The sequence below is a fragment of the Aeromonas sp. 2HA2 genome, from assembly GCF_029237345.1.
In the GTDB taxonomy this organism is placed as follows: domain Bacteria; phylum Pseudomonadota; class Gammaproteobacteria; order Enterobacterales; family Aeromonadaceae; genus Aeromonas; species Aeromonas salmonicida.
The window spans coordinates 103839-115551 of sequence record NZ_JAACGB010000004.1; the positions used below are offsets into that span (position 1 = coordinate 103839).

Below are 11713 nucleotides of genomic sequence, written 5' to 3' on the forward strand. Positions count from 1 at the left end.
AATGTCGGGCTTAGCCCAGGATGCTCGCCAGCTGCTTGCTGACCTGATCCACCGGCTGGGTACCATCAATCTTGACGTAACGGGTGTTGCCCGCCTCCGCCTCTTTACCGTAGAAACCGATGAGCGGCGCAGTCTGCTGATGATACACATCCAGACGCTTGCGCACTGTGGTCTCTTCGTCGTCGGCACGGATCACCAGATCTTCGCCGGTCACGTCATCCTTGCCTTCCACTTTCGGCGGGTTGAACACCACGTGGTAGGTACGGCCGGAGCCGGAGTGAACGCGACGACCGCTCATGCGCTTGACGATCTCTTCGTCCGGCACGTCGAATTCCAGCACGAAATCGACCACGACACCGGCATCCTTCATGGCTTGCGCCTGGGGAATGGTGCGCGGGAAACCGTCCAGCAGGAAGCCGTTGGCGCAATCTGGTTGGGCAATACGCTCTTTGACCAGGCCGATGATGATGTCGTCAGAGACGAGCTGACCTGCGTCCATCACGGCTTTGGCCTTGAGGCCCAGCTCGGTGCCCGCCTTGATCGCCGCACGCAGCATGTCGCCGGTGGAGATCTGCGGAATACCGTGTTTTTCCATGATGAACTGAGCCTGAGTACCTTTGCCGGCACCCGGAGCCCCCAACAGAACAATGCGCATACACGCTCCTATTGATTGGTTATTCAATTCTTGAGAAGGCAAAAAACTACACGGTTTCGCTCATTTTCACAAGCTTGCCCCGTGTGAGTGGCTTATTTTTCACCACGTTCCCGCAGCGGCGATGCGACTCGAGCCGCAATGCTGCCCTGAAAAAATGAGTGAAAATGCAGCGCCCCTCAATAACGAAGAGAGGCGCTTGCCCCTTGTCGGACAAGCGCCACATAAAAAAAGCCCACTGCATGCAGTGGGCCGAAACATCATGCCTGGAGTAGCAGACGGTTGATACGGGAGACGAAGCTCGCCGGATCATTCAGACCGCCCTGCTCTGCCAACTGGGCCTGTTCGTGCAGCAGGGTGACCCACTCGCCAAACAGCGCCTCGTCTTCGATGGTGTCGAGTTTCTTCACCAGAGCGTGCTCCGGGTTCAGCTCCAGAATGTACTTCTGCTCCGGTACCGGCTGGCCGGCGGCACGCATCAGCTTGATCATCTGGGTGCTCATGCCGTGGTTATCGGTGACGATGCAAGACGGTGAATCGGTCAGACGGTGGGTGACACGTACCTCTTTCACCGCTTCACCCAGGCTGGTCTTGACCCGCTCCACCAGACCGGCGTTGGCCTTCTCGGCCTCTTCCTGCGCCTGCTTGGACGCTTCATCTTCCAGATCGCCGAGATCCAGCTCGCCACGGGTGACGGAGACCAGCTGCTTGCCATCGAACTCGGTCAGGTGGCTCATCAGCCACTCGTCCACACGCTCCCACATCAGCAGCACTTCGACGCCCTTCTTGCGGAAGATCTCGAGGTGCGGGCTGTTCTTGGCAGCGGCGAAGCTGTCGGCGGTGATGTAGTAAATCTTCTGCTGGCCTTCCTTCATGCGGCCAACATAATCCTCGAGAGAGACGGTCTGGGCTTCGCCCTCGCCCGCCGTGCTGGCAAAGCGCAAGAGCTTCGCGATCTCTTCGCGGTTGGCGTAATCCTCGGCCGGGCCTTCTTTCAAGACATTGCCGAATTCGCTCCAGAACTTGGCGTACTTCTCGCTGTCATCCTTGGCCAGTTTGGCCAGCATGGTCAGCACCCGCTTGGAGCAGGCCTTGCGCAGGGAGACGGTCACCTTGTTGTCTTGCAGAATTTCACGGCTGACGTTGAGGGGCAGATCGTTGGAGTCCAGCACCCCTTTGACGAAGCGCAGGTAGGTCGGCATAAACTGCTCGGCGTCATCCATGATGAAGACGCGCTGCACGTAAAGCTTCAGGCCGTGCTTCTGCTCGCGGTTGTAGAGGTCGAACGGTGCACGGGCCGGCACGTAGAGCAGACTGGTGTACTCCTGCGCCCCTTCCACCCGGTTGTGACCCCACAAGAGCGGATCTTCGAAATCGTGAGCAACGTGCTTGTAGAACTCCTGATACTCCTCGTCCTTGATCTCTTTCGGATTGCGGGTCCAGAGTGCAGTCGCGCGGTTGACCTGCTCCCACTCGCCCGGCGTGCCGACGACGGTCTCGCCATCTTCTTCGCGATCCGGGGTGCCCTCTTTGAACATCTCCACCGGCACGCTGATGTGGTCGGAATACTTGGCAACCACGGCGCGCAGACGCCAGTCGTCGAGGAACTCTTCCTCTTCGGCACGCAGGTGCAGGATGACGTCAGTACCACGGCCTTCCTTGGTCACATCGGCCACGGTGAAGGAGCCTTCCCCTTCCGATTCCCACTGTACGCCCTGCTCTGGAGCAGTACCGGCGGCGCGGGAGACCACTGTCACCTTGTCGGCGACGATGAAGGCGGAATAGAAGCCCACACCAAACTGACCGATCAGCTGGGAATCGCGGCCCTGATCACCGGACAAGTTCTTGAAGAACTCGGCGGTGCCGGACTTGGCGATGGTGCCCAGATGCTCGATCACCTGATCACGGGTCATACCGATACCGTTATCAGAGATGGTCAGGGTCCGATTTTCTTTATCAACCACCAGGCGAACGCGCAACTGGCCGTCGTTTTCAAACAAAGAGGCATCGGAAAGCGCCTTGAAACGCAGCTTGTCCGCCGCATCGGAGGCGTTGGAGATCAGCTCGCGCAGGAACACTTCTTTGTTGGAGTAGAGGCTGTGGGCCATCAGGCTCAGCAGTTGTTTGACTTCAGTCTGAAACCCGTGGGTTTCGGCATGAACGCTTTGGGTCATCGACACTATCCTCAGGCGATTCGGGTTGAACATATTCCTGATACAAGATGGGGCCGTGGATCCCCATTTCAAGGGGGAAAAATATCTTGGCAGTGCGAATGGCGATTTTTACGCCAACGCCCACGATGTGCCGCACAGCCGCCAAACAAAAACCCGCCGAAGCGGGTTTGAGAAACAGTGAGCCTGACGCGGGATCAGTTCAGGGGCTGACGCCCCATCAAGGAATGAGAAAGCGTGGTGCCATCCACCAGCTCCAGTTCGCCCCCTACCGGCACGCCGTGGGCAATCCTGCTCACCTTGACGCCGGCAGTGCAGGCCATGTCGGCGATATACCAGGCGGTGGCATCCCCTTCGATGGTGGGGTTGGTGGCCAGGATCAGCTCGCTGATGGACTCCGCCTTCAGACGCCGCTCCAGGATCTCCAGCCCCAGCTCCTCGGGGCCGATGCCATCGAGGGGGGACAGGTGCCCCATCAGCACGAAGTAACGGCCGGAGAACTGGCCCGTGTGCTCGATGGCAGCCACATCCGCCGGGCTCTCCACCACACACAGCAAGCCGCTCTCTTCGCGCTTGGGATTGGCGCAGATCTCGCAAAGCGCATTCTCGGTGAAGGTGCGGCAGTGGCTGCAGTGGCCTATCTCGGTCAGCGCCCGATTGAGCAGCTGGGCCAGACGCAAGCCGCCGCTGCGCTCGCGCTCGAGCAGGGTAAAGGCCATGCGCTGGGCCGACTTGGGGCCGACACCCGGCAGCACCTGCAGGGCTTTCATCATCTCATCCAGCAGGGGGCTGAATTTCATGGGCTAAGTATCCTTTGACGCTGTGTCGGCGGGCGGCCACCTCAGGCACCCTTACGGGTGCGGGTTGCGCTTCGCCCGGCCGAACCAATCTTGTTGGCGCAGGACTATACCCGAGCCGCCCCCCGTCCGCCAATGGCCTTGTGCCTGCCGGCCCTCGCAAACCACCGATCGGATAACCCGGCATCCATGGCTGCACTACCCCAGCCCGATGCGCTGACGACCGCTGTAGATCTCGGCGCGGCCCGGGCGGCAAAAGCCCACCAGGGTGAGCCCGGTCTGCTCCGCCCGCTCGACCGCAAGTTCGGTGGCGGCCGAGATGGCGAGCAGGATCTCCACGCCAGCACTGGCGCACTTTTGCACCATCTCGAAGCTGGCGCGGCTGGTCACCAGGATGGCGCCGTCACGCCGACCGGTGCGCTGCAGGTGCCCCACCAGCTTGTCGAGCGCTATGTGGCGCCCCACGTCCTCGCGAATCGCGAGAATATTGCCCTCCCCGTCCACATGGACGGCGGCATGGGTGGCGCCCGTGCTCTGCCCCAGCAACTGCAAGGGCCGCAGCGCCGCCAGTACCTTATCGATCAGGGTCACCTCGAAGCGCTGGCTGTCCGGCAGTTGCGGCAGGGTGCGCACCACCTGCTCCAGGCTCTCGCTGCCACAGATGCCGCACCCCGTGCGCCCGGCCAGTGTGCGCCGCTTCTCTTTGAGACGATGAACGCAGCGATTGGCCAAGGTGATATGCAGCTCAATCCCCTGACAGCCGTCAACTTGCTCGATATCGTGGATGTCCTGCAGGCCGTCGATGATCCCCTCTGAGAGCGAAAAGCCGATGGCAAAGTCCTCCAGATCGGCGGCCGAACACATCATGACGCTGTGGGCTATGCCGTTGTAGACCAGCGCCACCGGGGTTTCACAAGGCAGCTGCATGGCGCTGTCCGTGGTGACGCCGTCGCGCTGGTAATGGACCACCTCCCGGTGGGCGCTAAGCGCCTGCGGGGTATCGCTATCGAGTTCGAGCAACATCTGTGGTGCCCCTTAGTTGAGGGTCTGGGGGGCTTTCGCCGAGATACCGAGCCGTTTCATCTTCGACAGCAGGGTGGTGCGTTTCATGCCGAGCCGGTTGGCGGCGCCCCGCTCCCCCGCGACTATGCCGTTGCATTCGCGCAAGGTGTCTATGATGGTCTGGCGCTCGTCCTCCTTCCCGTCACTCTGGCCGTTGCCGCCCTTGAACAAGGCCTGCTCGGGCTCGTCATAGACCAGGGTCTCAATCTTGTGAAAGCCCTTGAGCGGCATCAGTTCATCCGGGGAGAGGTTGAGCACATGGCCCCGAGTCATTACCACGGCGCGCTCTATGATGTTTTCCAGCTCGCGGATATTGCCGTACCAGGGGAGCGACACCAGCATCTTCATGGCATCGGCCGGGATAGAGGTGATGTTGCGGCGCATCCGCTTGGCGATCTTCTTGATGAAGAAGTTGACCAGCAGCGGTATGTCTTCACGCCGCTCGCGCAGGGGCGGCAACTCAATGGGAAAGACGTTGAGCCGGTAGTAGAGATCGCTGCGAAAGCGCTTGTTCTTGACCATGGAGAGCAGATCGCAGTTGGTGGCCGCCACCAGCCGCACGTCGATGGCGATGGGATTGCTGTTGCCGACCCGCTCCAGCTCGTGTTCCTGCAATACCCGCAAGAGCTTGGGCTGCAAGTCCAGCGGCATGTCTCCCACCTCGTCCAGAAACAATGTGCCCTTGTGGGCCCGCTCGAAGCGACCGATGCGCTGGGCCAGGGCGCCGGTAAAGGCCCCCTTCTCGTGGCCGAACAGATCGCTCTCGATGAGGCCGGTGGGAATGGCGGCGCAGTTCACCTTCACCATCTCCTGTTCGCGGCGATCGCTCAGCCGATGGATGGCCTGGGCGATCAGCTCCTTGCCGGTGCCGGTTTCCCCCAGGATCAGCACGGAGCAATCGCTCTGGGCCACCAGTTTCACCTTCTCCAGCACGCTCTCCATGGCGGCGCTTTGATAGATGATGCTGGAAAAATCGGCGTTGGGCTCGAGCTCCGCCACCCGGATCGTCTTCTCGCGGGCACCGTTGGTATTGGAGATCTCCTGCTGCGCCTGCACGTTGTTCATGGCAATGGCGGTGCGGGCCGCCACCTGCTCCAGCAGGGAGATGTCGATGTCGGCAAAGAAATCGGCATCCGGGTGGGAGAGGATCAATACCCCCAGCAGGTTGCCCCGATAGCGCAGCGGCAGTATGCAGGAGCTGTCCGCATCGGCCGGCAGTATCTGGGTGCTGAAGCGGCAGCTCGAATCGCAACCGTGGCCCAGCTCCCGATAGAGGAAGAAGGGCTCGCTATGGCCGAGCGCCCCCTGCAGACAGTTCTTCTCGAAACAGGAGTGGTTGATGATGCCGGGCTGATCGCTCTGCTGCTGATTGACCAGATAGCTTTTGAAGCTGTCGGAGGTGGCGTTGTACTCCGCCAGACACAGGCTGCTGATGGCGAAGTGGTGCTGCAGTATGGAGAAGAGGCTCCTCGGCAGCTCGGCGATGCGCACCAGTTTAATCACCGCATTGGTGACATCCACCAGGATCTTGCAGCTGTCGCGCTCCAGACGCAGGGAGTTGGCCTGCTCCAGGGTGCGCTCCTTGTCGAGCACGTTTTCGAGCGCGATGGCGACGATGGCCGCCAGCTGGGTCAGCTTGGCCAGGGTCTCCATCGGAAAGGCATTGACCGCCGGGCTGATGAACTCCACCCCGCCCAGATGGCTGCGGGCCGTGGTGATGGGCAGCTGGCAGTAAGAGTGCAACCCCTCATACACCCCGGCCGCCGCCAGCCACTCGCAGCGGTTGTGAAAGCGGGCCACGGGCAGCACTATGGCCTGCTCCCTGGAGAAATAGAGATCGGCCTTGGCGCAGATCAGGTGCTGTGGGCCCCTCTCTCCCATGAAGTAGAAGAGGGCCTGCTCCCCCGCCCCCAGATTGAGGATCAGGTTGACCCGGGTCACCCCGGCGAAGCAGGCATCAATCCGGTTCAGCTTCTTGATGAAATCATCCAGGGTGACGGCGGAGAGCAGGTTCTTGGAGAGGGAGAGAAAGCCGTCATCCCAGATGGGGGAGATGTCGGTTAACGGAATGGCACTCACATTCAGCATTCTGGCCTCACGTTACATCTGTATGGGCAAAAAATTGCAGTCAGCCACGACGGTAAGCACAGCGTCAGCCATATTCGTCAGATGTTATAATTAATTTTTAAAAACTTAACGCTTAATTATAAAAACTAACATGCTTTGAAATAGCGCCGCACTGGCTGACGCATAATAAAGTAGTGCCACTGGCATTACAACCAAGCCAGCCTTGACCTATATCCACTCACCACCTTGAAATATGTAAAAATCGATAGTCAATATTGCGCCACTATCGAAACATCATTATCGCCACAGCGCTACCAAAGCCGCACTATCGGTACCGTTCGCTGCATATCGTGACCAAACAGCCCCCATGCTGCCAGGGTCAAGATGAGATGATCTGGTAGTTGTAGAGCTTGAGGCCCCCCAGGATGAAGCCGGCCGATAGCAGTTGAAAAGCCATCAATAACCCACTGATATTGTCAGCTATTTCTGCCGAGACGGCCTGATGGGTCAGGTAGATGGTCAGCGTCATCAGACACATCAGCAGGCAGTTGACCAGGGTGGTGGAGAGAAAGGCAATCAACCAGGCCATCTGCACGCTCAGTGCCGCCAGCACGGCGCCCATGGCGATGCGCGCGGCGATAAAACAGCCGAAGAAACCGAACCCCAGCAGAAATATCAACTCATCGTGCCACCAGAAGCAGACCAGCCCCAATAACATCACCAGAAAATAAGCGGAAACATAAAAGATCCCGAATGAGAGAGTTAATTCATTTTTCATGAAGGACACCTGCCAGCTGAAAAAAGGATGAAGGGATCCGGGCCCTGTGAACAGAGCCTGGATCCACTTTATTTAACGACGATTACCCCTTGGCGGCGCTGCGCAATTTCGCCTTGAGCGCGCTGTATTCAGTCTGGACGTACACTTCCGCCTCGGGCTGATCCTCAATACGCTCAATCTTCACCGCGCAGTACTTGTACTCGGGGGTGTAGGAGACGGGATCAAGGTGCTCTATGGTCAGCTCGTTGCACGCCCCGATCCACCACTGGTAGGTCATGTAGACCACACCGGCGTTGACCCGCTCGTTGTAGTTGGCCCGGGTGATCACCTTGCCGCGCCGGGACGAGATCCAGACCAGCGCCTGATCCTTCACCCCGAGTTTTTTGGCATCGCTCGGGTGGATCTGCACATAGCCGGGCTCATCGGCCAGGGTCTGCAGCGCCGAGCAGTTGCCTGTCATGGAGCGGCAGGAGTAGTGCCCCACCTCCCGCACTGTGGAGAGCACCAGCGGATATTCGGCGCAGGGCTGCTCCAGCGGTGCACGCCACTCGGAGGCAATCAGCTGACCCTTGCCGCTCGGGGTTGTAAACACATTCCCCTCGAACAAGGTGCTGGTGCCCGGGTGATCCTCGGTCGGACAGGGCCACTGCACGCTCTTGAGATCCGCCATCTTGTCGTAGCTGACCCCGGTATAGAGGGGGCAGAGTGCTCGCATCTCGTCCCAGATCTCTTCGGTGTTGTGGTACTCCATGGGGTACCCCATGGCGGTGGCCATCAGCGAGAAAATCGCCCAGTCAGGTTTCACGTTCTCGGGCGGTGTCACCGCCTTGTAGAAGCGCTGGAAGCCGCGATCCGCCGAGCTGTAGACCCCCTCGTGCTCGCCCCAGCTGGTGGCGGGCAGAATGACGTCCGCCATCTCGGCAGTCTGGGTCATGAAGATATCCTGCACTATCACCAGCTCCATGCCGCCCAGGGTGCGCCTGAACTGGGCCAGATCGGCTTCAGTCTGGGCCGGATCTTCACCGAAGATGTAGAAGGCCTTGCACTTGCCCTCCTCCACCTTGTGACTGAGTTCGGTCAGACGATAACCGGGCTGTTGGGAAAGGGACGGCACGCCCCACGCCTTGGCAAACTTGGCGCTGATGGCGGGGTCGCTCACGGACTGATAGCCCGGGAACTGGTGCGGCAGCATCCCCATGTCGCAGGTGCCTTGCACGTTGTTCTGCCCGCGCACCGGGCCGCAGCCGGTGCCGCGGCGACCGAAGTTGCCGGTCAGCAGCGCCAGACTCGCCAACCCTTTCACCACGTCCACCGCCTGACCGTACTGGGTCACCCCCATGCCCCACAGGATCATGGAAGCGGGTGACTCGGCATAGGTGCGCATGGCGGCGCGGATATCCGCGGCTTTGAGGCCGGTGATCCCCTCCACGTATTCCGGGGTGTACCTGGCTACCGTGGCCTTGAAGGTCTCGAACCCTTCGGTGTAGTTGGCGACATACTCCTTGTCGTAGAGCCCCTCCGTGATCAGCACATTGGCAAAGGCATTGACCAGCGCCATGTTGGAACCGTTGTTGAGCGGCAGCCACTGATCGGCGATACGGGCGGTTTCCACCATGCGGGGATCACAGACGATCAGCTTGGCGCCCCTGGCTTTCGCCTTGAGGATATGGCGCGCCACTATGGGGTGAGAATCGGCAGCGTTGTAACCAAACACCAGCAGGCACTTGGCATCTTGAATTTCGGGAATGGCGTTGCTCATGGCGCCGTTGCCTACAGTTGTCTCCAGACCGGAGACTGAGGGTGCGTGACACACCCTCGCGCAGTGGTCGACGTTGTTCGTCCCCAGCACTGCGCGGGCAAATTTTTGCATCACATAGTTGGCTTCGTTGCCCGGCCCCCGGGCAGAGCCGGTGGTCATGATGGCGTCGGCACCATACTTGGCCTTGATGGCCGCCAAACGGCTGCTGGCATAGGCGATAGCCTCATCCCAGGAGACGGATTCGAGCTTGCCACCGCGCTCGCGGCGGATCATGGGGCTCTTGAGACGGGGGGTCAGCAGATTGGTGTCGTTGAGAAAATCCCAACCGTAGAACCCCTTGAGGCACAGCTGCCCCTCGTTGGTTCGGCCGTTGGCGCCTTCGGCGCCCACCACCTTGTCGTTTTCAACCAGCAGGTTGATCTTGCAACCGGTGCCGCAATAAGGGCAGACGGTAATGACTTTTTTCATGACTCACACTCTTGTTTGTTTACGATAAACGAAGGGCACCACCAATGGGTGGGCCTCACGCTCCGGGCAAACAGGACGCCATCGCCTCGACACTGGCCAGCTGTTTCTGCCGGCTTAGCGTCTCCAGGATCTCGGGGGTCACCAGACGCAGTGCCTGGGTGGGGCACACCTCGACGCAGGCCGGGCCCGCCTCGCGATGACGGCAAAGATCGCACTTCAAGGCTTGCGCCTTGGTCTGCGGGCGCTTGAACAGCGCATCGGCAGCGGGGGCCTCCTCTTTCACCACCACCGCCATGGCACCGTAAGGACAGGCCACCACGCAGGATTTGCAGCCGATGCAGCGCGCCTGCAGCACCTTGACGCAACCATCCTCGCTGACAATGGCATTGTTGGGGCAGGCCACAGCGCATGGCTTGTCTTCACACTGGCGGCAGAGCACGGGCGTGGTCACCTTGCTGCCCACAATCACCTTCAGGCGCGGCTGGAAATAGCTATCCCTGGAGACCAGATGTCCATCCTCAATGGCAAGATGCAGGCCGCCTCCCCGCTCAAGGGTTCCCGTACAGGAGCCTGACTGGTGTGACACGGCGCACGCCACCTCACAGGTACGACACCCAATACAGAGACTGGGATCTGCAATCACGAAGCTGTTCATAGAGAGGGATCCTAAATGGTTCGTTACTGCCGCACTGGCATCGCCCTGCGTGCCCAAGTGTCATCGCCCAAGGGGCGCACACTCGAACACCGACGACGCAGCCGGCTCACCCACAAAGCATTTATCAGACCAGAAAAGGAAATGAGCGAAATGAAGTTGGCAAGCAACTGAAAAAAAAGGGGTAATCAGAATCGTAGACGAAGGTTTTCAGGCCGGTGACGATGACGACAGCAGGCCATCACTGTGATCGACATGACAAAAGTGACGAGCTCGACATCGGCTGACAGGCACGCCAGATCGAACGTCGAAAACCTCTGGCAAGCGTTCACAAACACGCGGTTACGATGTAGGGCCAAAAAGGATAAGGTCAGCGCGGCAGGAATGCTGGCCTTGATAAACCAGAACAGGGAGAGGAAGGATGTTAACCCGCAACCACGGGATCATCAGGTGTATGATGACTCTCCATAAACTCACGCCACTCTAGCTCCAGCGCAAGATCAGCCTGTTCTTGCAGACTTAGTGAAACCCAGAAGGGCAACCACAGATAATCCCACCAATACTCCACATCCCCCTGTAGTGACCCCACGTTCTCGGGCTCAAACCAGGGAAATGACTCTGCTGGCAGTGGCAGCTGCAAAGCACTGCACTGAACCGCCGCAAGCACGTCAAGATCATTGCAAGCAAACGAGACAATGACACCTCCAAATGCGGGGTACAGAAAGAGCATCATTTTTTGGACGGGCAAATGCTGCGCATTCTTCATCATGACCTGAGTGCTCAGATTTGGATTAACCACATAACCAGCATGCAGGCAGATCTGGAATAACCGCGTCAGGCTCGCCTCTGATACCAAGAATCGGACTACATAAGCCTCAATTGTCATGCCAGGTGGAATTGGCACAGGGTATTGGTCACACATACAGGGTGGCAAACTGGTAAAGCCACTCCCTTTGAATACTTCTCTCATATGCAGGGATGCTCGCGCATGCGTCCCTTTAAATAATTTTTTAAACACACGCCTCAAATCGATGAACACACCTCTCCCCCTATGCCCGAAAATTTCAAATCTGCAAACAAAAAGGCTTTCAAGCGACAACTCGAATACTGTGACACAGTACACGCAGGCCAAGAGGAGAGCACTCACAAGAGTGCATAATACAGCGGTTCCTTGAAGGCTAGATCAGCTAACCAGTACTGTAGGGTGCAATAAGCGCAGCGCATTGCACCTCTGCTCTTACGCATTTAATTAGCGGTGCAATTCACTTCGTTCTTTGCACCCTACTCATACCGCGTTTCCGGGGTGA

Annotated in this window: 9 protein-coding genes; all 9 read right to left on the bottom strand. The window is 59.1% G+C overall.

What is annotated here, in order from left to right; genetic code table 11:
- Positions 1 to 10: 10 nt before the first annotated feature.
- Complete coding sequence (gene adk, locus GWQ29_RS07945) at positions 11 to 655, bottom strand: adenylate kinase (protein WP_021139171.1); 645 nt, start codon at positions 653 to 655, stop codon at positions 11 to 13.
- Between the two features lie 257 nt (positions 656 to 912).
- On the bottom strand, positions 913 to 2826 hold the full coding sequence (gene htpG, locus GWQ29_RS07950) for a molecular chaperone HtpG (protein ID WP_096119356.1): 1914 nt from the start codon (positions 2824 to 2826) through the stop codon (positions 913 to 915).
- Positions 2827 to 3020: 194 nt separating this feature from the next.
- Positions 3021 to 3623 carry a recombination mediator RecR gene (gene recR, locus GWQ29_RS07955; protein ID WP_275919162.1) on the bottom strand — a complete coding sequence of 201 codons (603 nt, stop codon included), beginning with the start codon at positions 3621 to 3623 and terminating at the stop codon, positions 3021 to 3023.
- Between the two features lie 195 nt (positions 3624 to 3818).
- On the bottom strand, positions 3819 to 4643 hold the full coding sequence (gene fdhD / locus GWQ29_RS07960) for a formate dehydrogenase accessory sulfurtransferase FdhD (protein WP_275919163.1): 825 nt from the start codon (positions 4641 to 4643) through the stop codon (positions 3819 to 3821).
- A 12-nt stretch (positions 4644 to 4655) separates the two neighbouring features.
- Positions 4656 to 6770, bottom strand: a complete 2115-nt coding sequence (locus GWQ29_RS07965; RefSeq protein WP_275919164.1) for a sigma 54-interacting transcriptional regulator — start codon at positions 6768 to 6770, stop codon at positions 4656 to 4658.
- 358 nt (positions 6771 to 7128) lie between these two features.
- Positions 7129 to 7527 carry a hypothetical protein gene (locus GWQ29_RS07970; protein ID WP_275919165.1) on the bottom strand — a complete coding sequence of 133 codons (399 nt, stop codon included), beginning with the start codon at positions 7525 to 7527 and terminating at the stop codon, positions 7129 to 7131.
- Positions 7528 to 7609: 82 nt separating this feature from the next.
- Entirely contained in the window at positions 7610 to 9754 is a 2145-nt protein-coding gene (gene fdhF / locus GWQ29_RS07975) for a formate dehydrogenase subunit alpha (protein ID WP_275919166.1), read from the bottom strand.
- A 55-nt stretch (positions 9755 to 9809) separates the two neighbouring features.
- Entirely contained in the window at positions 9810 to 10409 is a 600-nt protein-coding gene (locus GWQ29_RS07980; RefSeq protein WP_096119351.1) for a 4Fe-4S dicluster domain-containing protein, read from the bottom strand.
- Positions 10410 to 10830: 421 nt separating this feature from the next.
- Positions 10831 to 11445 (bottom strand): hypothetical protein, encoded by a 615-nt coding sequence (locus GWQ29_RS07985; protein WP_275919167.1) that lies wholly within the window; start codon positions 11443 to 11445, stop codon positions 10831 to 10833.
- Positions 11446 to 11713: the final 268 nt, after the last annotated feature.

Bases quoted from the DNA above. Each gene is read 5' to 3' on its own strand.
- adk (WP_021139171.1), bottom strand. From the start codon at position 655: ATGCGCATTGTTCTGTTGGGGGCTCCGGGTGCCGGCAAAGGTACTCAG.
- htpG (WP_096119356.1), bottom strand. From the start codon at position 2,826: ATGACCCAAAGCGTTCATGCCGAAACCCACGGGTTTCAGACTGAAGTC.
- recR (WP_275919162.1), bottom strand. From the start codon at position 3,623: ATGAAATTCAGCCCCCTGCTGGATGAGATGATGAAAGCCCTGCAGGTG.
- fdhD (WP_275919163.1), bottom strand. From the start codon at position 4,643: ATGTTGCTCGAACTCGATAGCGATACCCCGCAGGCGCTTAGCGCCCAC.
- GWQ29_RS07965 (WP_275919164.1), bottom strand. From the start codon at position 6,770: ATGCTGAATGTGAGTGCCATTCCGTTAACCGACATCTCCCCCATCTGG.
- GWQ29_RS07970 (WP_275919165.1), bottom strand. From the start codon at position 7,527: ATGAAAAATGAATTAACTCTCTCATTCGGGATCTTTTATGTTTCCGCT.
- fdhF (WP_275919166.1), bottom strand. From the start codon at position 9,754: ATGAAAAAAGTCATTACCGTCTGCCCTTATTGCGGCACCGGTTGCAAG.
- GWQ29_RS07980 (WP_096119351.1), bottom strand. From the start codon at position 10,409: ATGAACAGCTTCGTGATTGCAGATCCCAGTCTCTGTATTGGGTGTCGT.